The sequence below is a fragment of the Streptomyces sp. AA4 genome (assembly GCF_000158875.1).
GTDB lineage: Bacteria > Actinomycetota > Actinomycetes > Mycobacteriales > Pseudonocardiaceae > Amycolatopsis.
This window is the reverse complement of sequence record NZ_GG657746.1, coordinates 3,833,978-3,855,522: the sequence shown is the minus strand read 5'-3', so window position 1 is coordinate 3,855,522 and position 21,545 is coordinate 3,833,978. Positions and strand designations below refer to the sequence as shown.

21 protein-coding genes are annotated in these 21,545 nt (G+C 71.1%); 6 read left to right on the top strand and 15 right to left on the bottom strand.

The window, feature by feature from the left end:
- Positions 1–17: 17 nt before the first annotated feature.
- The 10 genes from SSMG_RS17745 to SSMG_RS17700 all read right to left on the bottom strand — a co-directional run bounded on the left by SSMG_RS17745 (position 18) and on the right by SSMG_RS17700 (position 10,792).
- Positions 18–1,178 (bottom strand): Dyp-type peroxidase, encoded by a 1,161-nt coding sequence (locus SSMG_RS17745; RefSeq protein WP_009078090.1) that lies wholly within the window; start codon positions 1,176–1,178, stop codon positions 18–20.
- On the bottom strand, positions 1,175–2,314 hold the full coding sequence (locus SSMG_RS17740) for an EfeM/EfeO family lipoprotein (RefSeq protein ID WP_009078089.1): 1,140 nt from the start codon (positions 2,312–2,314) through the stop codon (positions 1,175–1,177). The genes SSMG_RS17745 and SSMG_RS17740 overlap by 4 nt, the downstream gene beginning before the upstream one ends.
- A 117-nt stretch (positions 2,315–2,431) precedes the next feature.
- Positions 2,432–4,060 carry an alpha/beta hydrolase gene (locus SSMG_RS17735; protein ID WP_037714038.1) on the bottom strand — a complete coding sequence of 543 codons (1,629 nt, stop codon included), beginning with the start codon at positions 4,058–4,060 and terminating at the stop codon, positions 2,432–2,434.
- Between the two features lie 123 nt (positions 4,061–4,183).
- Positions 4,184–4,588 (bottom strand): Imm7 family immunity protein, encoded by a 405-nt coding sequence (locus SSMG_RS17730; RefSeq protein ID WP_009078087.1) that lies wholly within the window; start codon positions 4,586–4,588, stop codon positions 4,184–4,186.
- 24 nt (positions 4,589–4,612) lie between these two features.
- Positions 4,613–5,083 carry a nitroreductase family deazaflavin-dependent oxidoreductase gene (locus SSMG_RS17725; protein WP_009078086.1) on the bottom strand — a complete coding sequence of 157 codons (471 nt, stop codon included), beginning with the start codon at positions 5,081–5,083 and terminating at the stop codon, positions 4,613–4,615.
- Positions 5,076–6,047: an L-histidine N(alpha)-methyltransferase gene (gene egtD, locus SSMG_RS17720; protein WP_009078084.1), complete on the bottom strand. Its 972-nt coding sequence runs from the start codon at positions 6,045–6,047 to the stop codon at positions 5,076–5,078. The genes SSMG_RS17725 and egtD overlap by 8 nt, the downstream gene beginning before the upstream one ends.
- Positions 6,044–6,808 (bottom strand): ergothioneine biosynthesis protein EgtC, encoded by a 765-nt coding sequence (egtC, locus tag SSMG_RS17715; RefSeq protein ID WP_009078082.1) that lies wholly within the window; start codon positions 6,806–6,808, stop codon positions 6,044–6,046. Before egtC ends, egtD begins: the two co-directional genes overlap by 4 nt.
- 4 nt (positions 6,809–6,812) lie before the next feature.
- Positions 6,813–8,162: an ergothioneine biosynthesis protein EgtB gene (gene egtB / locus SSMG_RS17710; RefSeq protein WP_009078080.1), complete on the bottom strand. Its 1,350-nt coding sequence runs from the start codon at positions 8,160–8,162 to the stop codon at positions 6,813–6,815.
- A 62-nt stretch (positions 8,163–8,224) separates the two neighbouring features.
- Positions 8,225–9,487, bottom strand: coding sequence for a glutamate-cysteine ligase family protein (locus SSMG_RS17705; RefSeq protein WP_009078077.1), 1,263 nt, complete (start codon positions 9,485–9,487; stop codon positions 8,225–8,227).
- Between the two features lie 378 nt (positions 9,488–9,865).
- Positions 9,866–10,792, bottom strand: a complete 927-nt coding sequence (locus SSMG_RS17700) for a LysR family transcriptional regulator (protein ID WP_009078074.1) — start codon at positions 10,790–10,792, stop codon at positions 9,866–9,868.
- A 109-nt stretch (positions 10,793–10,901) separates the two neighbouring features.
- On the opposite strand from SSMG_RS17700, the gene SSMG_RS17695 reads away from it, so the two are divergent.
- Positions 10,902–12,110, top strand: coding sequence for a Glu/Leu/Phe/Val dehydrogenase dimerization domain-containing protein (locus SSMG_RS17695; protein WP_009078072.1), 1,209 nt, complete (start codon positions 10,902–10,904; stop codon positions 12,108–12,110).
- Positions 12,111–12,332: 222 nt separating this feature from the next.
- Here SSMG_RS17695 and pip read toward each other — a convergent pair whose 3' ends face one another.
- From pip to SSMG_RS17675, 4 genes are read right to left on the bottom strand one after another with little or no spacing between them, the layout of a single operon-like run.
- Complete coding sequence (gene pip / locus SSMG_RS17690) at positions 12,333–13,280, bottom strand: prolyl aminopeptidase (RefSeq protein WP_009078069.1); 948 nt, start codon at positions 13,278–13,280, stop codon at positions 12,333–12,335.
- 10 nt (positions 13,281–13,290) lie between these two features.
- Positions 13,291–14,040 (bottom strand): ESX secretion-associated protein EspG, encoded by a 750-nt coding sequence (locus SSMG_RS17685; protein WP_009078068.1) that lies wholly within the window; start codon positions 14,038–14,040, stop codon positions 13,291–13,293.
- Between the two features lie 4 nt (positions 14,041–14,044).
- Positions 14,045–14,830: a WXG100 family type VII secretion target gene (locus SSMG_RS17680; RefSeq protein WP_009078066.1), complete on the bottom strand. Its 786-nt coding sequence runs from the start codon at positions 14,828–14,830 to the stop codon at positions 14,045–14,047.
- Between the two features lie 33 nt (positions 14,831–14,863).
- Entirely contained in the window at positions 14,864–15,220 is a 357-nt protein-coding gene (locus tag SSMG_RS17675; RefSeq protein ID WP_009078065.1) for a hypothetical protein, read from the bottom strand.
- 144 nt (positions 15,221–15,364) lie between these two features.
- On the opposite strand from SSMG_RS17675, the gene SSMG_RS17670 reads away from it, so the two are divergent.
- The 5 genes from SSMG_RS17670 (at position 15,365) to SSMG_RS17650 (ending at position 20,409) form a co-directional block, all read left to right on the top strand.
- Positions 15,365–15,952 (top strand): TetR/AcrR family transcriptional regulator, encoded by a 588-nt coding sequence (locus SSMG_RS17670; RefSeq protein WP_009078063.1) that lies wholly within the window; start codon positions 15,365–15,367, stop codon positions 15,950–15,952.
- 300 nt (positions 15,953–16,252) lie between these two features.
- Complete coding sequence (locus SSMG_RS17665) at positions 16,253–17,578, top strand: hemolysin family protein (protein ID WP_009078060.1); 1,326 nt, start codon at positions 16,253–16,255, stop codon at positions 17,576–17,578.
- Positions 17,575–18,618: a hemolysin family protein gene (locus tag SSMG_RS17660; RefSeq protein ID WP_009078058.1), complete on the top strand. Its 1,044-nt coding sequence runs from the start codon at positions 17,575–17,577 to the stop codon at positions 18,616–18,618. The genes SSMG_RS17665 and SSMG_RS17660 overlap by 4 nt, the downstream gene beginning before the upstream one ends.
- Before the next feature lie 82 nt (positions 18,619–18,700).
- The gene (locus tag SSMG_RS17655) at positions 18,701–19,633 is read left to right on the top strand and encodes a hypothetical protein (RefSeq protein WP_037714031.1); all 933 of its coding nucleotides are present in this window, start codon (positions 18,701–18,703) and stop codon (positions 19,631–19,633) included.
- 89 nt (positions 19,634–19,722) lie between these two features.
- Positions 19,723–20,409, top strand: coding sequence for a substrate-binding domain-containing protein (locus SSMG_RS17650; protein WP_009078054.1), 687 nt, complete (start codon positions 19,723–19,725; stop codon positions 20,407–20,409).
- A 223-nt stretch (positions 20,410–20,632) separates the two neighbouring features.
- On the opposite strand, the gene SSMG_RS17645 is transcribed toward SSMG_RS17650, so the two are convergent.
- The gene (locus tag SSMG_RS17645; protein ID WP_009078052.1) at positions 20,633–21,421 is read right to left on the bottom strand and encodes an aldo/keto reductase; all 789 of its coding nucleotides are present in this window, start codon (positions 21,419–21,421) and stop codon (positions 20,633–20,635) included.
- Between the last annotated feature and the right edge of the window lie 124 nt (positions 21,422–21,545).

Below are 21,545 nucleotides of genomic sequence, written 5' to 3'. Positions count from 1 at the left end.
TGCAGAACTCCTTCCGCTCAGCCCAGCATCGCCCGGCCGTAGTGGTCGGCCGGATCCGTCACGCCCGGGAACAGGTGGAAATACCCGCCCCCGAACGGCGAGACGTAGTCGATGAGCGGCTCCCCGGCGAGCCGCTTCTGCACGGCCTCGAACTGCTGCTTGAGATCGCGCTGGTAACAGGTGAAGACGAGGCCCAGGTCGAGGTTGCCGTTGGAGTCCACGCCGCGGTCGTAGTTGACCGCGCGGCGCAGGATCCGCTGTCCGTCCGTCTGCGGCGTGCGCGGGTTCGCGAGCCGGATGTGGCTGGTCAGCGGGATGACCGTGCCGACCGGGTCCTCGGCGTAGCGCGGCACGTCCTGTTCGGCCGCACCGTCGAGGGGCGCGCCGGTGTCGCGGCGGCGGCCGATCATGTTCTCCTGCTCGGACAGCGACACCCGGTCCCAGAACTCGACCAGCATCCGGATCAGCCGGATGACCTGGTAGCTGCCGCCGTCGTCGGTCCACACGAGACTGTCCGCTTCGGACGGTCCGGGGTTCGCGGTGCCGTCCTTGAACCCGAGCAGGTTGCGCGGCGTCCCGGACGGACGCGGCGGCGAGCTGAACCCGTCGATCTTCCAGCGCAGCTGCATCCCGCCCCGGGTCGCGCGGGCGATGTCGCGCAACGCGTGCAGCACGGTGTCCGGTTCGGCGGCGTTGAGGACGAGGCTCAGATCGCCGTGGCACCACTGCGGATCGAGCGCGTCGTCCGGGAACGTCGGCATCTGCTTGAGCTTCGGCGGTTTGCGCGCGGCGAGCCCGTACCGGTCGTCGAACAGCGAGGCGCCCGCGCCGACCAGCACGGACAGCTCGCCTTTCGGGACCTCCGGGCCGAGCACGCCGGAATCCGCGGGCGGCCCGGTGATCCCGACCGACGCGGGCGCGCCGCCGCTGGCGAGGAACCGCGCGCGAGCGGTGAGTTCCTTGAGCAGGCCGGCGAGTTCGGCGCGGTTCTCGGCGACGACGTCGAACGCGGCGACGATCGAATGTCTCGCTGGTTCCGCCAGCACGGCCGTCTGGCGGGGACCGTGGAACGGCACCGCTCCCCCGGCCGCCGTCGCGCTTCCGGACAGCCCGACCAGACCCGCGCCCGCTCCGGCGGCCGCCGCTCCGCGCAGGAACGCGCGCCGTCCCAGGGTCACGAGACCCTCCTCGGCTCGGCGATCGCCGCGACCGGGGCCAGGCGTTCGGTCAACTCGGAGACGTCGGCGTTGATTCGCTGCCGCTGTTTTCGATCGAGGGCGGAGAGCGGTTTCCCGGCGACAGTTTGGAGATCGTGGTCGGTGCGCGCGATCCAGGCGTCGAGGTCTTTCAGGCCGGGGAACCTCGTGGTCAGCAGTGGGCGCAAGACGTCGAGCACCGCACGGGTCCCGGTGAGGTTTGCGCGGGCGGTCGCCAGGTTCGAGCCGCTGCCGTAGTCGGTGCGGCCGGTCAGTTCGAACTGGAGGGTGTTCTCCATGATCTCGTGCGCGCGCAGGCCGAGGTCGTTCTGGTCGATCTGCGCGTCGGCGAACGATGTGCGCAGCTTCTGGACCGCCTGATCGAGTTGATCGGCGATCGGGCTCAGCGCCGGCAGCGCTTCGTTGTGCCACAAGCCGTTCTCGAGGCGATGGAAGCCGGTGAAGCCGGGATCGGCGGCTCCGTCCGGCAGCCCGGCGGTGGTGCCGTTGATGGCTTTGTCCGAATCGCCGAAGGCGTGGTAGGCAGCGCCGAGCCGTTCGTAGGTGAGGTGCGCGGTGAGCCAAGCTTGTTGCGCCGCACCGCGATCGCCCGAACGGACAGCTTGCGCCAGCGCGGCGGTCTGGCCGGTGAGCGTGCCGAGTCCGTCGGCGACATAGGCGTGGTACTGCTTGAGCGGGCCGAGCAAATCCGCGTTGGTCACCGGCACCACGGCCGGTCCCGGGCGGTCCGTGCCGCCGGTGACCTGCACGGTCGGGCCGATGAACGGCGTGCCGTCCTCGGGCGCGCAGCGCAGGGCGTACGCGCCGTTGCCGAAGTTCACCGGCAACGCGCGCGTAGTCCCTGGGCCGACGCCGTCCAGTTCCCCGAAGACCGTACCGGTGGCCGGGTCGACGAGTTCGATTTCCATCGTGACGGCTGCGTTGTTGCGCACTTGGAGGGTCTGCGGCCCGGCCGGCGGCGCGGTCCAGCCGTCGCCGCAGGCCGCGCGCGAAACCTCGATCGGACCGGGCTGGGCGGGCGAGCCGGAACAGCCGGCGAGCGCCGCGGTCCCGGCGAGGACCGCGGCCGCGCCGAACCCGCCCGCCCAGCGCCGCACGTCAACTCCCCTCAGGTGAACTTCTGGCGGACACTTTCACCGATCCGCCGGGCGCTGACAAGAGGGTTGTGCCGTTATGCCCGATTCCGGGCCGAGATCAGCCTCAAGATCAACCGATCAGCCGTTCGCGGGCGGCGTGAACGGCTGCCGGTCCGGCTGGAACACCTGGCCGTCGGCGGGCACCTTGAGGTCGATCAGGTACGCGGCGGCCGCGTCGTCCACGCCCCGCGAGCTGCCGAGGACGCAGTGGCCGAACGCGTCGACCGACAGCAGCCGCGAGTTGCCCAGCTCCTCGGCCATCCGCTGGCCGAAGCGGTACCGGGTGGCCGGGTCGTAGAAGTTGCTGACCACGAGCACCGGCGTCGCGGTGTTCGCGCGCCACGGCCCGCGGTACGGGTCGGACGTCTTCGCGGCCGGCCACACCGGGCACGCGGCGATGTCGGAGAAGACCTGGTAGCGGCCGAACGTCGGCGATTCCCGGTCCGCTTTCCCCGCGATGGCGGGCACCTGCTCCTGCCGGATCCGCATCGGCTTGTCCGCGCAGTTCACCGCGAAGTACGAGTCGTCGCCGGTGTACGGGCTGTCCGGGGCGAGGTCGAGCAGACCGCCGTGCCCTGCGGAAAGGGTTCCCTTGCGCGCGGACTGCGCCTGCAGCGACGGGTGCAGCGCCGAGTACGCCTGCTGCAAGCCCTCCGCCAGTTCGCCGAACTGGGCCGGTTTGTACAGCGCGCTCGACACCGCGCTGGTCAGCGTGCCGATGTCGACCTTCGTGCCGTCGGGCAGCGTGATCGGGTCGGTGCGCACGTGCTCGCGCAGTTCGTCGAACTTCGCCCGCGGGTCGCCCGCGCTGAACGCGCATTTGTCGCCGGCCTGGGCACAGCGCTTGAGGAAACCGTCGAGCGCGATCTCGAAGCCCTGCGCCCTTGCGAGGTCGTAGGTGACGCCGTCGTTGGTGCGCAGCTGCGGGTCGACGTTCCCGTCGATCACGATCGCCCGCGTCTGCTTCGGGAACATCGCGGCGTAGGTGGAGCCGACGAGCGTGCCGTAGGAGAACCCGGTGTAGGTCAGCTGCTTGTCGCCGACGGCGGCGCGCAACTGGTCGAGGTCGCGTACGACGTCGCGGGTGGACATGTGGTCGAGCAGCGCGCCCGCGTTGCGGCGGCAGAACTGGCCGTAGTCGCGGTACGCGGCGAGCGTGCCGGAGATCTCCTTGCGCGACAACGGAACCGCGACCATCTGGCCCTGGACTTCGTCGGCGTCCTCGGCGGTGGTGAAGCAGCGCAGCGGATTGCTCGCCCCGACGCCGCGCGGGTCGAAGCCGACGAGGTCGAAGCGGTCGAGCACCTGCGGGCGGAAATACCGCTCGCCCGCGATCGGCATCCGCAGCCCCGAGCCGCCCGGCCCGCCCGGGTTGAGGAAGAGCGACCCGATCCGCTGGCCGGGAACCTTGGCGGCGCGCTTCATCAGCGCGATGTCGATGCTGCCGAGCGACGCGTCGTCGTGGTCGATCGGCACGCGGTACCGCGAGCAGCTGTACAGCTTCAGCTGGTCTTGCGGGACCCCGCGCAGCTGGTCTTTCGTGCAGTCCTCCCACCGGACCGGCGCGATGCGCGCGATCTCCGCGGGTTTGGCCTGCTGCGCCGCCGGGCTGGCGGGCGCTGCCGCAGCAGTGCCCGCCAGCCCGGTCAACGCGGTCGCGATCGCCGCGACCAGTGCTCCGGTTCGTGCTCTTTTCGCTCCGCGCACGTGGAATCTCCCCTGGTTGCGCACCCGTCTGATTACGGGGCGTCACCGAGACTGGCATAATCCGGCCAAGCCGGGCACCGGCCAAAAGGAGGAAGTGCGGGTTCCGACGAGCGACGCCGCGGCTCAGGGATCCTCGACGACCGGCTGGAGCGGCGAAAGGAACGGGTCGAACCTGAAGGTCAGCTCGCCCCGCGCCATGACGCCGACCCGGTAGCCACTGAATCCGGGCGGTTCGGCCGACTCCTCGTCCCAGATGTAGAGCAGGCCGTGCGAGCCGGGAAGCGTCCGCGCGACGTACTCCAGAAGTTCGAGCAGGTCGGGCCCTTCCTGGCCGCGATGGTTGGGCATGCCGTTCACCGTCAGGACGTGCATGCCGTTGAACACGTCGATCCGCGCTTCGCCGGAACCGAAAGAGGAACCGGCCACCCGCTCGCTGACCTCCGCGAGCAGCTCGTCGAACTTCTCCTCGCCCCAAGGAGGCTCGGCCGGGGATTCCGCGAGATCGAACCAGCCGTGGTACTTGTACATTCGTTCTCCCCCTCCGCGACCCGCTCAGCAGCGGGTCAGAACGAATACTGGCAGCTCCCTCCCCGCCGCGTCGCGCTCCATTTCGTAGCCCGGCCAGAATTCGAGCAGTTCCGCCCACATCCGGTCGTACTCCGCGCCTTCCAGCTCCCGCGCCTTGACCTCGATCTCGCGGCCGCGCAGCGCGACCGTCGCCTTCGGGTTGTCGCGCAGGTTGTGGGTCCACGCCGGGTTTTTCGGACGGCCCCAGTTGGAGCCGGTGAGCACGAACTCGCTGCCGTGGGGGTAGTACAGCAAGTTCGTGCTCCGCGGCAGGCCGCTGCGCCGTCCGGTGGTGGTGAGCCGCAGCGACGGCAGCCCGGCCAGGCCGACCAGGCTGATCCGGCCGCCGAACCACCGGTGCAGCTGCCGGTCGGTCGCGATGATGGCGCGCGAGGCGCCCATCAGCCGGGGCTGGGTGCCGAGCTTGCGGGCGAGTGCCGCGAGAGGGTTACGCACGCACTGATCTTGCCAAACTCACCCCGAACCGCTCCTGTGAGTCTGTCCACCATCGTTCGAGCGCGAACCCGGCGGCGTTCAGTTCCGCCTCGACGCCGTCCGGCCGGAACTTCGCGGACACCTCGGTGCGGATGTGCTCGCCCTCGGCGAACGGCACGATCAGGTCCGCGCCGGGAATGCGCACCTCCGTCCGCTGCCGGGTGCGCAGCCGCATTTCGATCCACTCGTGCTCGGCGTCCCAGTACGCGACGTGGTCGAATTCGTCCGGGTCGAAGTCCGCGCCCAGTTCGGCGTTGATCACGCGCAGCACATTGCGGTTGAACGCCGCGGTGACGCCCGCCGCGTCGTCGTAGGCCCGCTCCAGCGTTTCGCGGTCCTTCACCAGGTCGGTGCCGAGCAGCAGCCACTCCCCCTCGCCGAGCACGTCCCGCACCGAGCGCAGGAACTCGGCGCGTTCGCCGGGCAGGAAATTGCCGATCGTGCCGCCGAGGAAGGCGACGACCCGCGGCGCGGTGCCCGGCAGCAGCCGCAGGTGCTGGGTGAAGTCGCCGACCACCCCGCGCACCTCGAGCTTCGGGTAGTCCGCAGTGATCGCCGCGGCCGCCTCGGCGAGCGCGGTTTCCGACACGTCCATGGGCACGAACGACTCCAGCGTGCCGTGCGCGGTGAACGCGTCCAGCAGCAGCCGGGTTTTCTCGCTCGACCCCGACCCGAGTTCGACGAGCGTGTGCGCGCCAGTGCGTTCGGCGATCTCGCCCGCCCGGTCCGCGAGCACCTCGCGCTCGCTGCGGGTCGGGTAGTACTCCGGCAGCGCGGTGATCTTCTCGAACAGCTTGCTGCCTTCGGCGTCGTAGAACCACTTGGGCGGCAACCATTTCTGGTCGGCCGTGAGTCCCTCGCGCACGTCCGCGCGCAGTTCGGCGGTCACGTCGCGGCGATGGCTCTCCAGGTCCGCTTCGGTCATCGGGCGGTGCTCCGTTCCAGGGTCAGGGGAAGAACGTCGACGCCGGCCGCGGTGGCGCGCACGGCGTGGCGGTCGGGCACGGCGGTCCAGGCCGGGTCCGGATCGCACGGCTCGGACGCCAGCACCACGCCGGTTTCGGTGCGGCGCACGGACAACGAGTGCGTCCAGGCGGTGCCGACGAGCAGTTCGCCGTCGGTGAGCAGAAGGTTCAGCCGGGAGCCCGGGGCGACCGCCTCGACCTCGCGCACGAGGCCGGTCACCGCTTGGAGCGGCTCCTCCCCCGCGCGCAGCCGGGCGCGCAGCAACGCCCACAGCAGTGCGGAGTCCGTCGGCGCTTCGAGCGTGAACAGCTCGGTGACGTCCAGCTGCCCGGCCAGCCCGCGCATCGACCCGGGCCAGCCGCGCACCACGCCGTTGTGGCTGAACAGCCAGCGGTCCTCGGTGAACGGCGCGGCGGCCGCCTCGGTGACCGGCATTCCGGTGGTGCCGTTGCGCACCGCCGCGACGAACGCCGTGGTGCGCACCGAAGCGGCCAGCGCCGGCAGCGTCTGGTCGGTCCACAGCGGTTCGCGGCGGCGGTAGCGCTGCGGCGGCGCGCCCGGTTCCGGGTACCAGCCGAGGCCGAAGCCGTCGGCGTTCACCGAACCGCCGCCGCGCATGTCGAGCGGCGCGTACGACTGCACGAGCAGCGCGTGCGGCGCGGCGAACATCAGCTCCGCCGGGGACGCCGGCGCGCCGAGATAGGCGAGATGACGGCACATCCGGCTAGCCCGCCTCGCCCGGGCGCGGATCGCGCGCGCACCGGAAGCCGGAGAAGATCTGCCGCCGGATCGGGTAGTCCCAGTTGCGGAACGTGCCCCGGATCGCCGCCGCGTCGGTGCCGAACGACCCGCCGCGCAGGATCTTGTACTCCGGCCCGAAGAACACCTCCGAGTACTCCCGGTAGGGGAACGCCGAGAAGCCCGGGTAGCCGTGGAAATCGGTGCTCGTCCACTCCCAGACGTCGCCGATCAGCTGGTGCACGCCCAGCGGCGACGCGCCGGCCGGATACGCGCCCGCCTCGGCCGGGCGCAGGTGGCGCTGCCCGAGGTTGGCGTGCTCGGCGGTCGGTTCCTCGTCGCCCCACGGGAATCGCCGCGACCGGCCGCTCGCCGGGTCGTATCGGGCGGCCTTCTCCCACTCCGCCTCGGTGGGCAGCCGTTTGCCCGCCCAGCGCGCGTACGCCTCCGCCTCGTAATACGAAACGTGCACGACCGGCTCGTTCTGCGGGACGCGTTCGCGCACGCCGAAGCGGGTGCGCCACCAGCCGTCCGGTTCGCGGCGCCAGAACCGGGGCGCGATGATGTCGTGCTCCTGCCGGTACGCCCAGCCGGGCTCGCTCCAGAACCGCTGGTCCTGGTAGCCGCCGGAGTCCAGGAACTCGACGTACGCGCCGCAGGTGACTGGGGTGGTGTCGAGGACGAAGGCGGGCACGTCGACCTCGTGCGCCGGGCGTTCGTTGTCCAGCGCCCACGGTTCGGCGGTGGTGCCCATGGTGAACCGGCCGCCGGGCACGAGCACCTCGGCGGGCAGCTTCCGGGCGGGCGCGCGCGGCGGCTCCGGGGCGTGCAGCACCGGTTCGCCCTTGCGCAGCTGGTGGGTGGCCAGCATGGTCTCGTCGTGCTGCTGCTCGTGCTGGGTGATCATGCCGAAGGCGAACGCGCTCTCGGTAAGCCGGCGGCCCTCCAGCGGCGCGGTTTCCAGGACGTCGAACGCCTTTTCGCGCACTTCCTTCACGTACGCGCGGGCCTCGGCCGGGCCGAGCAGCGGAAGCGACGGACGGTCCGCGCGGGCGTGCTGGAAGGCGTCGTAGAGGTCGTCGATGTCCGGCCGCAGCGGTTCCCGGCCGCCGACGTCGCGGACCAGCCACAGTTCTTCCTGGCTGCCGATGTGCGCGAGGTCCCACACCAGCGGCGACATCAGTTTCGAATGCTGCCGCACGAGGTCCTCGTCGTCGACCGCGTCGGTGAGGGCCACGCTGCGCTCGCGCGCCCGGGTGAGGGCCGCGGCCGCGTGCGCCCGCAGGTCTTGCGGGCTCAGCTCCAGCAACGGGTTCTGTTCGGGGATGGTGCTCATGGCTCCTGACTCCTCGAGTCCGGTTCGCCGGGCGCCCGGCCCGGCGGTGTTCTCGGTCCTGCTCATCGGTCCTGGCGCGGCACTCCGGCGGCCCGCGCGCGCAGCCCGGCGGCGAGCCGGGCGACGGTGTCCCCGGGCAGCCCGGTGGACGGCAGCCCGGCGATGCCCAGTTCCACCAGCTCCCGGGCGACCGCGGCCAGCTGCGCGTCGGCCATCCCGCACCGGGCGGCGTCGGCCCAGCGGCCGGCCGCCGGCGCGCACACCTCGCGCACTTTGTCCACAGTGGACTGTTTCGCCAGCAGCGCGGTGACCAGCGCGACCGGCGGCAGCCATTCCCCCGGCGGCTGCCCGTCGAGGTACCTCAGCTCGAGGTAGCCCTGCGGCCGCACCGGGGTGAACATCGTGGTGAGGTGGTAGTCGAGGTCCGCGACCGTCGGGCGGCGCAGCACGGCGGCCGCGCCCCGGCCGCCGATCCACTCGGCGAAGGTGAGCCCGTCGGGCGCGTCCCACGGCCGTTCGCCGCGCGGGAACACCATCAGCGGCGTGTCCATCATCCGGCGGGCCCATTCGCGCGCCGGATCCGCCCCGGGTTCGGGCGACTGGGTGCGGACCGGTTCGGTTTCCATCACCGCGAGCCAGCGCGCCGACGCGAATCCGGTGTCGGATCCCGCGTGCACCCGGGAATTCGCGAACAGCGCCAGCAGCGGCGGACCCATCGCGTGCGCGGCCGCCCAGCGCGCGGCGGCCTCGTGCGCTTCGCCCGCGTCGACGCAGATCTGCAGGCCCGCGGTACTGCACATCATGGTGATGCCGCCCGCCCCGATCGGGGCGAACCGGCGTTCCATGGCGGCGTAGCGGGGCGTGCGCAGAATGCGCCGCGGCGGACGGTGTTCGTCGATGCCCGCGGCCCCGAGTTCGAGGCCGTGGCGGGCGAGAAGTCCGGTGAGATGAGCGAGGTCGGCCTCCACAGCCGCGTGCAGGGCACGCAGCGAGGCCTGCGGCGGAGCGGAGATCTCCACCTGGCACCCGGGTTCCAGGCTCACCGGCGCACCGGCCGGGAGCGGGACCGCGGGACTGTCGGGGCGCAGCGTCCGCGGGGTGTGCGGGCCGAGCGCCGTGGCGAGGACGTCGGGGTCGAGCGGGCGGACCGGGTCGCCTGCGTGGTGCACGGTGAACTCCAGTTCCACCCCGAGCAGTCTCGGCGGGCCGTGCTTGAAACACACCGACGCGACGTACCGCTCCCCTTCCGCACGGTCGGCAAGCACCCGCGCGGTCAGGTTCGCCGCACTCCCGGATCTGTCCGGAAAATCGTGCACTGCAGTCATCTGTCGCCGTCCACCTCAGGAGGTCCGCGGGGCCGGACCTCGTCGCTTCGCGACGCTACACGCGGGGTCTGACAAAAACAGGGCCGAGAAGGCGCGGCGGCGAGCGATAAGACCCTCGTAATCTGTGTTGACCTGGGAGTTCACTGAACAGATCAAACTCGGTCGCGCTGCTCCATCCGGGGCACCCCGAATCGGGCAGCGCGGGGTTCGGGGCCGGGTACCGGATCTTCGTGCAGCACGCCAACAACGCCATCCGCAGCGCGCAAATCGGACGCCCGGGGCACGGCAGGGCAAGCTCCGTCCCCGACTCCGCCTGCCGCCCCGCCGTACGCGAACGACGCCGACAGCCGGCCCGAACCGGACACCGAGGTGACGGCGTCACGGCAGGGCGGGTTCCGTCCCCAGCCCCAGCTCCGCCGCCGCCTCCTGCACCGCGCCGATCACCAGGTGCAGCGCCGGGCGCCGGATCTCCGTGCGGCGGTAGGCGATCGACACCGTCCGCAGCAGCGGCGGGGCCAGCGCGACCACGTCGATCCCCGGCGGGCGCAGCAGCCGCAGGCCCAGATCGGACACCAGGGTGACGCCGAGCCCGGCGCCCACCATCGCCATCGCCGTCGACTGTTCCTCGACCTCGTGGTTGATTTTCGGCTGGAAACCGTGCCGCTGGCAGGCAATCCGGATCGCGCGGCCGAAATGGGACTTCGGGCTCGCCAGGATCCACGGGTGCTCCGCCAGCGCGTCGAGCGGCGCCGTCGCGGACGGCAGCGCGCCCGCCGGGACCGCCGCGTGCAGCCGTTCCACCGCCACGACCGCGCGCTCCAGCCCGTCGCTCAACTCCATCGGAGCATCGGAATAGTCGATGACGAACGACAGGTCCAGGGTGCCGTCCCGCACCGCGTCCGCGGTCGCCTCCGGGGCCAGTTCCTTCGTCCGCACTTGGATTCCCGGGTAGTCCGCGGCCAGCGCGGTGAGCGCGGTCGGGAGCAGACCGGACGCCACGGACGCCCAGACCCCCGCGGTGAGCCGCGCGGACATCGAGCCCTGCGCTTCCTCCAGCGCGAGCGTCGCGCGCTCGACCGAACTCAGGATCTCCTCGGCGTGCTCGGTGAGCAGGATGCCGAGTTCGGTGAGCTGGACCCGCCGGCCGAGCCGTTCGAACAGCTTCGCGCCGACGTCTCGTTCCAGCTGCGCGAGTTGCTGGGATACCGCCGAAGCGGTGTAATGCAACGCCGCGGCAGCCGCGGTGACCGTGCCCCTGCGGTGCAGTTCGCGGAGCATCCTCAAGCGGTGCAGCGAAAGCTCCATGTACGAACCCTAAACAACTTCGTGCACATTCGGTAAATGGACGCGGGCCCGGCCCCGCCCCCACCCTCGGAAGCAGGCGGCGGAAACGCGCCGCCAAGGACTCGAGGAGGTGAGTGGCTCGATGGACCCGCGGATCGCCGAACCGCTGATGAAGCTCACGTGGACCGACCCGGTCACCGGCGCGCACGGCTACCTGGTCGTGCACAGCCTGGTCTCCGGCGTCGCCACGGGCGGCACGCGGATGCGCGCCGGCTGCACCGTCGACGAGGTCGCCGACCTCGCGCGCGGCATGGCCAACAAGACAGCCGCGTTCAACCTCCCGGTCGGCGGCGCGAAGGGCGGCATCGACTTCGACCCCAAGGACCCGCGCGCGACCGGCGTGCTCACCCGGTTCTGCGAGTTCCTGCGTCCTTGGCTGGACGCCAGCTGGGTGACCGCCGAGGACCTGGGCGTGCCGCAGCACCTCATCGACGAGGTTTTCGCGTCGCTCGGGCTGGAGCAGTCGTACCACGCCGCCATCCGCCGCTCGGCCGATCCGGCGCGCACGCTTCGGCGGGTCCAGGCCGGGCTGAACGCGCCGGTTCCCGGCGGGCAGTTGCTGGGGGACGTGATCGGCGGGTACGGGGTCGCGCAGGCTTGCCTGGGGGCCGCCAACACGTGGGGGTGGGCGGTTCCGGAGACCACCGTCGCCATCCAGGGGATCGGGACGATGGGGGGCGGTGCGGCTTGGTACCTGCACGAGGCGGGGATGAAGGTCGTTGCCGTCGCGGACGCTGCCGGGACGTTGTACGACCCGGAGGGGTTGGACATTCCGGTCTTGCTGGACCTGCGGGACCGGTTCGGGGAGGTCGACCGGGGGCGGTTGCCGGAGGGGGTGCAGTCGTTGCCGCGGGAGGCGGTGGTGGCTGCTGACGCGGATATCTTCGTGCCTGCGGCTATTTCTTACGCGCTGCGGGTGGACAACGAGAATCTCGTCAAGGCCAAGGTGGTGGTGGAGGCTGCGAACGCGGCTACTACTCCGGAGGCTGAGGCTGCGTTGTCGGCTCGTGGGGTGGCGGTGATTCCGGACTTCATCGCCAATGCCGGGGCGGCGGCTTGGGCTTGGTGGTTGTTGCTCGGGGAGGTCGGGGCGGATCCGGCGGATTCGTTCTTGCGGCTGCGGACGGAGATGCAGGCCAAGGTGGCGTTGGTGCTGGCGGAGTGGCATTTGGACCGGGTACCGCCTCGGGTTACTGCTTTGCGGCAGGCGGAAGCTACGCGGGCCGCTCGGGTGGAAGAGTCGCTTGGTTCGGCGGCGCCTGCGTTGATGATTCCCTGAGCGGCTCGTCGCCTGGTGGCGACATTGCGCCGGAGAGGTTGCGTGGGGCACCCCGAAGTTTCATTGTGCTGACGGTTCGGGGGTGCTTGTCAAGGCGGGAAAGATGCCTTGACAAGCACCCGAACCGCAGGGCGGCTTCGTATCGGGGTTGGGGCAGGGGCTGGGTGCCTCGCTCGTTGGGTGGAGCGGCTGCGGGTTGTGTCTGGTGAAGCTGCGCTTCGCCTACTCGGTGGCGGCGAATTTGTCTGTGGCGGCGATTAGTGCGGTTTCCATGGAGGGGACTGCGGTGGTGTGGCCTGCGCCGCTTACCAGGATCAGTTCTGCGTGCGGGATGGCGCGTTCGAGCAGCCAGGGGGTGCCGGTGAGGCTGCTCAGGTCCAGGATTCCTTGCACCAGGACTGTGGGGATTCCGGCCAGTTTTGCCGCGTCGCGGAGGATCGCGCCGTCTTCCCGGAAGCAGCCCTGGGAGAAGTAGTGGGTGACCAGGCGGGCGAAGCACAGGCGGAAGCGGGGGTCATCGAATTTCGGCGAGGGCGGGACGCCGGGTTGCATCGCGGATTCCCAGTCGCACCAACGTTTGGCGGCTGCCTCGTGGACTGCTGGGTCCGGGTCGGTCAGCAGGCGGTAGTAGGCCGCGGCCAGGTCGCCGTCTCGTTCGGATTCCGGTACGCCCTCGCGGAAGCGGGCGTAGGCTTCCGGGAACATTTCTCCCAGGCCGCCGGTCAGCAGGTCGATTTCGCTCTGGCGGTCGGTGGCCAGGCCCATCATGACGATTTCCGTTACGCGTTCAGGATGCTGTTCCGCGTAAGCCAGGCCTAGTACGCAGCCCCAGGAACCGCCGAAGAGCTGCCAGCGTTCGATGCCCAGTTTTTCGCGCAGCAATTCGAAATCGCTGATCAGGTGGGCGGCGGTATTCGCGTTCAGTGCGTCGACGGTGTCGCCCGCGTGCGGGGTGCTGCGGCCGCTGCCGCGTTGGTCCAGCAGGACGATTCGGTAGCGCTCCGGGTCGAAGAACTGGCGCATTCCTTCGCTGCAGCCGGTTCCCGGGCCGCCGTGCAGGACGGCGACCGGTTTGCCGTCCGGGTTGCCGCAGGTTTCCCAGTACACCCGGTGGCCCTCGCCGACGTCGAGCAGGCCGCTGTCGTACGGTTCGATTTCCGGATAGCGCAAGAGCGTTCCCCTAGTTCAGGGTGCGCTCCAGAGCCCGCAGCGCACCGCACAGTTCCGCCGGGCCGGCCGGCCCGATCCGGATTTCCGCGTCCGGCCCGGCCCCGACGGTGTAGCTCAGGTACCGGCCCCAGTCCGTGTCCGCGTAGTGCAGAGGTTCTTCCAGCCGGACGTACCGGCCGACGTCGTCGCGTCGTCCCGCGTACAGCTCTCCGCTTCCGTGCACCGGACGCTGCACCAGGGTTAGCACGTCCGACAACACCGGGTCCAACGGATAAGCGTCCTCGCCGCGGCGCGCGGCTTCGGTCAGGTCCGCGACGCGCACGCTGCGCACGTATCCGCCGCCCGGGCCGACCGCGGGAAGCTGCTCGACGAGAGTTTCCAGCACGCGTTCGCGGTCGATTTCCTGGACGCCGACCTGTTCGCCGTCCGACACCGCCAGCACCGCCTGCATTCCGCTGGCCGCGGCGAGCACGCCGTAGGTACGGTCGCCGGTCGCGACCCAGCCGTAGTACTCGATGACCGGGCGCACGAGCAGCGGCAGCCAGTCCAGGAAGTCCGCTGTGGCCCGCCCGCGCGAATCGACCAGGCCGGCCAGCGCCAGCGCGTCGTCCACCCGCTTCGCGGCTTCGTCGCGCTCGGTTTCCGACAGCCACGCCGGGTCTGGCCGCAGCGTCACGTGCAGCCGGCCCATCTGCTCGCGTTCGGCCAATGCCGCGAGCGCTTCGACCGGGACGTCCACTCGTCCCGCCGGATCGGCCACCGGGCTACTCCTCCTCGTCGCCGAGAACCGGCAGGGTCGCCGAACCGTCCACCCCGAACGCGCCCTCCGGATCGGGCTCAAGCAGGTATTCCGGTCGCCAATGCAGTCCGTCGCCCGGGCCGCCCTGCGCGGCGGGGGCGCCGCCGACCGCGGGGCCCGAGCCGCGCTGGGACGGTTCGCTGACCGGAGCGGGCAGCACCGCGGCTCCCGGGCCGTTCCGGTCGTGGCTCGCGGCGGCCTGCGTCGTCGAGTTGTCCGACGTGGTCCGGCGGATCGGGGCGCCGTCCGGAAGGATCGGGCCGAATTGCTTCGGCAGCGCGCGTTTCGTGTTCGCGGTGACGCCGTGGTACTGCTCCATCACCCGGACGTTGTTCTCGTTCGCGCTGTGGAACCGGTCGATGCTGTCCTGAAAGGACACTGGCGCGGCCGACGCGGGCAGCACCGCCTGCAGCGGACCGGCCCACGGCTGCGGCCGCTCCGGCCGGGGCGGCACGTCGACGACCGCGTGCCGCGAGCTTTCGAAGCTGCTGGCCTGGGTGTCCATCGACGCGCTGGTCAGATCGAGCGGGTCGGCGGACTCCCGGAACCCGGCCTCGACCGGTCCCGCGCCCGCCTTCGCGGCGTCGGCGGAATCGCCGGTCCACGAGCGCAGCATGCGCTCCTGCAGGTCCTTCACGCTCTGTGCGCGCTCCAGGTAGGCCGCCGAAAGCTGCTGGACCTTCGCCGCGGCCGCGCGCAACCCGGACGTGTCGCCGCCGCGGAAGTTGTCGAAGATCTGCTTGCCGTCCACCTGGTTCCCTTCGTGCGCGCCCGGGCCGTCCGCTTACCGGCCGCGGCTGAGGTCGGCGCCGGCCTGGTCCGCCTCGGCGGTCCGGTCCCGCGCGGCGCGCAGCTTGTCGAGGTATCCGGCGGCGTACCGGCGCAGCGCCTCGTTCTGGTCGCGCAGCGTGCGCAGGGAATCCGCGCCGGCGGCGGCGTACTCGACGCTCGCCGGGTCGGCGCCGGGGGCGGCGAAGACCTCGAGGACCTCGTCGATCGCGCGGCCGTCGGCGGCGATCTTGCCCAGCTGGTCCTCCCACAGCCGGATGACCGCGGTCAGCTCCGCCGCGTCCATGGCGAACGCGCCCCGCGCACGGCCCGACTCGCCGATGACCAAGGCCGCTCCCTCTCCGGTGCTCACGTGGTGCTGTGCACAGCGTAGTCACCCGGCCCGGTCGTGTCAGCCGAGGACGCGCCGGTGCGACGCGCGCCTCCGTTCCGCCGTCACGTCACAGTACGTACGTACGGATTGCGAGAACCCGGTCCTCGATGTCAGGATTTCAGGATGCCACGGGTCAGCCAGGATCACCTCGACGCACGCCGCCGGCAGATCCTCGACGGCTCGCGCGTGTGTTTCGCACGCTACGGCTACGAGGGCGCCACGGTCCGCCGCCTCGAAGAAGCGACCGGACTGTCGCGCGGGGCCATCTTCCACCACTTCCGCGACAAGGAATCGCTCTTCCTCGCCCTCGCCGAGGACGACGCGGTGCGGATGGCCGACGTCGTCGCCGAACAGGGCCTGGTCCAGGTCATGCGCGACCTGCTGGCCGGCAACAGCGAGCATCCGGCGGACTGGCTCGGCACCCGGCTGGAGGTGTCTCGGCGGCTGCGCACCGACCCGGAGTTCCGCGGCCGGTGGGCGGAGCGCTCGCAGCAGCTGACCGAGGCCACCCGCGACCGCCTCGAATGGCAGCGCAAGGCGGGCAACCTGCGCGACGACGTCGACGTCAGCGTGCTGACCGCGTTCCTGGAACTCGTCCTGGAAGGACTCGTGTCGCACCTCGCGATGGGCCTTCCCGGCGACGATCTCGGCCCGGTGCTCGACCTGGTCGAGGAGACCGTGCGGCGGCACCGGCCGGGCGCGCGCGGCTAGCTTCCCGGCCGGCCGCGCCGAACCGCCACAGTGGACGGACCCGCGCGGGCACACCCGGCAAGCCGAACACCGCTGGCCGGGCTGGGGCCGGAGGAAAAAGCGGACCCGGGTTCGCGTCCTTTCGCGGCACGGCTGCCCGGACCCGGTACGATTGTCGGCATCGTCGCAGTACAAACCAGTTGTCGAGGAGTGACTTCCATCCGTGCGCGCCGCGCCATCGCCCGGTGACAGTACCGGGCCGGGTCCCGCCCGACCCGGCTTCCCGCCCGCCGTCCGTTCCGCCGTCCCGGACGGTGCGCTGTGATCCACGTCCTGCTTTCCGTGCTCGGCGTGCTGCTCTTCCTGCTTCTCACGATCGGCACCGGACTCGCCGTGGCCGCCGAGTTCTCGCTGACCGCGCTCGAGCGCAGCACGGTCGACGCGGACGTCCGCCAGGTCGGTGACAAGCGCTCGCGCACGGTGCAGAAGGCGCACCGCACGCTGAGCTTCCAGCTCTCCGGCGCGCAGGTGGCGATCACGCTCACCACGCTGATCACCGGTTTCCTGGCCGAACCGCTCATCGGCGACCTGGTCCGCCCGCTGCTCGGCGCGACCGGCCTGCCCGCTTCCGCGGCCACCGGGGTTTCGGTCGCGGTCGCGCTGGTGCTGGCCACGTTCCTGTCGATGATCCTCGGCGAGATGGTGCCGAAGAACATCGCGATCGCGCGGCCGCTGCCGACCGCGCGCGCGGTTTCCGGCTACCACGCCCGGTTCTCCGCGCTGTTCCGCTGGCTCATCACGCTGATGAACAACAGCGCCAACTTCCTCGTCCGCAAGTTCGGCATCGAACCGCAGGAGGAGCTCCGGTCCGCGCGGTCGCCGCAGGAGCTGGGCTCGATCGTCCGCTCCAGCGCGGAAAGCGGGAAGCTCGACACGTCCACCGCGGAGCTGCTGGACCGGTCGCTGCGCTTCGGCGACCGCACCGCGGACGAGCTGATGACCCCGCGCGTGCAGGTGGAATCGCTGACCGTGGACGACACGATCGACGACCTCATCGACATCTCCCGGCGCACCGGGTTCTCGCGGTTCCCGGTCTACACCGAGGATCTCGACGACGTGCAGGGCGCGGTGCACGTCAAGCAGGCGTTCGCCGTCCCGGCCGCGGACCGCGCGACCACGCGGATCCGCTCGGCGATGCGCCCGGTGCCGACGGTGCCGGAATCGCTGCCCGGCGACGATCTGCTGAACCGGCTGCGCGATTCGCGCTACCAGCTCGCGATCGTGGTGGACGAGTACGGCGGCACCGCCGGGCTGGTCACGCTGGAGGACGTGGTCGAGGAGATCATCGGCGACGTCCGCGACGAGCACGACGACCGCGAGGCCCCGGCCGCGCAGCAGCTCGGCGCGGACCGCTGGCTCGTGTCCGGGCAGCTGCGCGCGGACGAGGTCCGCGACATCACCGGCTTCCGGATGCCCGAGGGCGACTACGAAACGATCGCCGGGCTGATCCTGGAGCGGCTCGGCGCCATCCCGGCCGAGGGCGACGCCGTCGAGGTCGACGGCTGGCGGCTCGCGGTCACCAGCATGGACCGGCACCGCGTCGCCGAGGTCCAGGTGCGTCCGGCCGAACGCGAGGTGACCGCGTGAGCGACTGGCTGAACATCGCCCTCGTCGTGGTCCTGCTGCTGGCCAACGCGTTCTTCGTGGGCGCGGAATTCACCCTGATCTCCTCGCGCCGCGACCGGCTGGAAGCGTTGCTGGAGCAGGGAAAGACCCGCGCGCAGATCGTCATCAACGCGAGCAAGCACGTTTCGCAGATGCTCGCCGGGGCCCAGCTCGGGATCACCATCTGCTCGCTGCTGCTCGGCCGTCTCGGCGAGCCCGCGGTCGCACACCGGCTGTCCGGGTTCTTCGACCTGCTCGGCCTGCCCGACCAGCTGCTGCACCCGATCTCGTTCGCCCTCGCGCTCGCGTTCATCACCATGCTGCACGTGCTGATCGGCGAGATGGTGCCGAAGAACCTCGCGATCGCCGAACCGGAGCGGCTGGCGTTGTGGCTCGTGCCGGTGCACGTGGCGTGGGTGAAGGTGGCGAACCCGGTCATCGCCTTCCTCAACTTCGTCGCGAACTCCTTGCTGCGCCTGATGAAGGTGGAGCCGAAGGACGAACTCGAGACCGCGTACAGCTCCGACGAACTCGCCGAACTGCTCAGCGAATCGCGCCAGGAAGGGCTGCTCGACCAGTCCGAGCACCAGCGGCTTTCGCAGACGCTGTCGTCGGTCGCCAAGACCGTCGCGGACGTGCTGGTGCCCACCTCGGAACTCACGACGCTCCCCTGCGGGCCGACGCTCGGCGACGTCGAACGCGCGGTGTCCACCACGGGGTTCTCGCGGTTCCCGGTGTGCACGGACGACGGCTCGCTCACCGGCTACATCCACGTGAAGGACGTGCTGGACCTCGTCGGCCAGGACCCCGGCACGGTGATCCCGGACGACAAGACGCGGCCGCTCACCGAACTGCGGTCGGACGCGCGGCTCGACGTCGCGCTTTCGGCCATGCGCAAGGAAGGCAGCCACCTCGCGCGGGCGCTCGACGCGTCCGGCGCGGCCGTCGGCGTGGTGGCGCTGGAAGACCTCGTCGAGGAATACGTGGGGACCGTGCGAGACGGCACCCACGTGGCGGCATGAGCGCAGCTTGCCGGCGAATCATCGGCGCTCATGCCGCCGCCTCCCGGATGACCAGCGTGAAACTCGTCATGGAGGCGGCGGCATGAGCATGGTCGTGCTCGCCGAGGAGGACTGGCAGGCCCGGGAGCGCGCGCACGCCGAGCGGATGCGCGCGTGGACCGGGCCGCACCAGGAACGCCGGGCGCGGGGCGAGAAACATCCCGTGCTGGATTTCCTGTTCACCTACTACTCGCACCGGCCGGGACACCTCGAACGCTGGCAGCCCGGTCCGGGCGTCGTGCTCGCGGGCGCGTCCGCGCGGCGGTTCCTCGAGCGTCCGGCCTACGTCGAGACCGAGGCCGGGGTGATGCTCGACCCGGCGGCGTTCACCGGCCGCCGGGCGCGCACCGCCGAGTTCGTGCTGAAGCTGCTCTCGGCGACGGCGTCCCGGGCGCCGCGGCTGAGCTGCTTCGGGCTTCACGAATGGGCCATGGTCTACCGCGAGCCCGCGGACTCGGTGCGGCACGCGCAGGTCCCGCTGCGGCTCGGGTCGGCCGGGACCGACGAGGTCGTGGAGTCGATGGACATCCGGTGCGGGCACTACGACGCGTTCCGGTTCTTCACCGCTCCGGCGCGGCCGCGGAACACGCTCGCGCCGACCCGGGAAGCGCAGGTCGCGCTGGAGCAGCCGGGCTGCCTGCACGCGAACATGGACCTGTTCAAATGGGCTTACAAGCTCGATCCGTTCGTGCCCGCCGAGCTGGTCGGCGACTGTTTCGCGCTCGCCGCGGACGTCCGCGAACTGGACATGCGGGCCAGCCCGTACGATCTAGCGGACTACGGCTACCGGCCGGTGCCGATCGAGACCGCCGAGGGGCGGGCCTCCTACGCCCGCGCCCAGGCCGGATTCGCCGAGCGGGCCGCGCCGCTGCGGGCCCGCCTCATCGGCCTCTGCCGAGGGCTGCTCGCGGACCCGGCCCGGCCGCCGGACCCCGTGCCGGAGTCGCCCGGCCGCGGAGCCGACAACTCTGCGTAACGGTATTCACTGCAGGTCGCTGGCCTGATAGAGTGATAACGGTTCGATTGCATAACTGAGCGTGTTGTGCAGGTCACGAAAGGACAACGATGGGGCGTCACAGCCTGCCCGAGGAGCCGGTGCCGCACCCTCTCGATCCGCCGAAGCGGCCGGCCGGCCGCAGCGAGACGACCGGGTCGCACCGGATCGTCGCCAAGAAGGCGCCTCGCCGGCGGATCGCGAAGTGGCCTCTCGTGGCCCTCGGGCTCGTAGTGCTGGCCACGCTCGGCGTGGTCGGCTGGAACTGGGCCGACAGCGTGCTCAACAACCGCGCCGAGGCGCAGGCCGCGAGCTGCAACGGCGGCCGCACCGACGTCCGGATCGTGGTGACCCCGCAGATCGCCAAGCCGGTCGAGGCCGCGGCGGCGCGCTGGAACCAGGACCTGACGCAGGTGCACGGCAGCTGCGTGCACGTGGCCGTGCAGAGCAAGCCCGCCTCCGACGTGCTGAACGCGCTCACCGGCAAGTCCTCGCTCGACACGATCGGCGGCCTGCCCGACGGCTGGATCCCGGAATCGTCGTACTGGGTCGCGCAGCTCTCGAAGGCCAAGCCGGACGTCATCGGCTCCCCCGCGATGCCGATCGGCTCCGGGCCGCCCGCCGACTACCCGTTCGTCGGCCTGGCCGGACAGTCGATCGACGAGGTCCAGCAGCGCGGCACGCAGAGCTTCCGGGCGTTCCTGAAGGAACCGGCCCAGCTGGCCGACTTCGCGGCGGCGGGCATTCGCGCTTCCTGACCGCCGACCACGCCAGCACCGCCTCCGTCCGCGCCTGGGCTGGGGCGGTGTCGCGCATCCGGGACAGACCGGCTGACCGGGCCGGGCGCGCCGCCTGACCGCGCCTGGGCCGAGCGGACCGCCTCGTGAGTGCAGACGCCGGTTCTAACCGGCGCCAATACTCACGAGCAGCCAGCTGCGCCACAGCGCCGCCGTCAGCGCGGGCCTGAGCGGCTGGGGCGTCTCACGAGTCGAGTTCGGCCAGCGCCAGCAGGTCGTCCTCGGCCAGTTCGAAGTCGAACACGTCCGCGTTCTCCCGGATCCGCGACGGGGTCGCCGACTTCGGGATCGCGATGATGCCCAGCTGCAGGTGCCAGCGCAGGACCAGCTGGGCGGGCGTCTTCCCGTACTTCGCCGCCAGCGCCGTGATCACCCGGTCGTTCAGGTGCCTGCCGCGGGCCAGCGGGCTCCACGCCTCGGTCGCGATGCCGTGCTCGGCGTGGAACGCGCGCAGCGGGGCCTGCTGCTGCCACGGGTGCAGTTCGACCTGGTTGACGACCGGCACGACGTCGGTCTCGTCGAGCAGGCGGCGCAGGTGGTCGATGCCGAAGTTCGAAACGCCGATCGCCCGGACGCGGCCCTCGTTGAGCAGCAGTTCCAGGGCGCGCCAGGTCTCGACGTAGCGGTCCAGCTCCGGTTTCGGCCAGTGGATCAGGTACAGATCGACCGGGCCCAGGCCGAGGGCCTCGGCGCTGCGGTCGAACGCGCGCAGGGTGTTGTCGTAGCCGTGGTCGGTGTTCCAGACTTTGGTGGTCACGAAGACGTCCTCGCGCGGCAGCCCGGACTCCCGCACCGCAGCGCCGACCTCGGCCTCGTTGCCGTACATGGCGGCGGTGTCGATGCTGCGGTACCCGGCTTCGAACGCCGTCGCGACGACCTTCGCGACCTGGTCGGGCCGGACCTGGTACATGCCGAGTCCGAGCTGCGGAATGGCGACTGAGTTGTTCAGCGTGAGCAGGGGCGGCACAGCCATGCGGCGATCCTCACTGCGGTGTTCTCGGGAACGGGTCTCCTGGGGAACACCGCAGATCTTGCCACTCCCGGGCCGCCGCTGCGTTCACACCCCGCCGCAGTCCGCCGCCGGATGTCCGTGAAGG

Bases quoted from the DNA above. Each gene is read 5' to 3' on its own strand.
- SSMG_RS17730 (WP_009078087.1), bottom strand. From the start codon at position 4,588: ATGTACAAGTACCACGGCTGGTTCGATCTCGCGGAATCCCCGGCCGAG.
- egtD (WP_009078084.1), bottom strand. From the start codon at position 6,047: ATGACCGAAGCGGACCTGGAGAGCCATCGCCGCGACGTGACCGCCGAA.
- egtC (WP_009078082.1), bottom strand. From the start codon at position 6,808: ATGTGCCGTCATCTCGCCTATCTCGGCGCGCCGGCGTCCCCGGCGGAG.
- egtB (WP_009078080.1), bottom strand. From the start codon at position 8,162: ATGAGCACCATCCCCGAACAGAACCCGTTGCTGGAGCTGAGCCCGCAA.
- SSMG_RS17705 (WP_009078077.1), bottom strand. From the start codon at position 9,487: ATGACTGCAGTGCACGATTTTCCGGACAGATCCGGGAGTGCGGCGAAC.
- SSMG_RS17700 (WP_009078074.1), bottom strand. From the start codon at position 10,792: ATGGAGCTTTCGCTGCACCGCTTGAGGATGCTCCGCGAACTGCACCGC.
- SSMG_RS17670 (WP_009078063.1), top strand. From the start codon at position 15,365: ATGCCACGGGTCAGCCAGGATCACCTCGACGCACGCCGCCGGCAGATC.
- SSMG_RS17655 (WP_037714031.1), top strand. From the start codon at position 18,701: ATGAGCATGGTCGTGCTCGCCGAGGAGGACTGGCAGGCCCGGGAGCGC.
- SSMG_RS17650 (WP_009078054.1), top strand. From the start codon at position 19,723: ATGGGGCGTCACAGCCTGCCCGAGGAGCCGGTGCCGCACCCTCTCGAT.
- SSMG_RS17645 (WP_009078052.1), bottom strand. From the start codon at position 21,421: ATGGCTGTGCCGCCCCTGCTCACGCTGAACAACTCAGTCGCCATTCCG.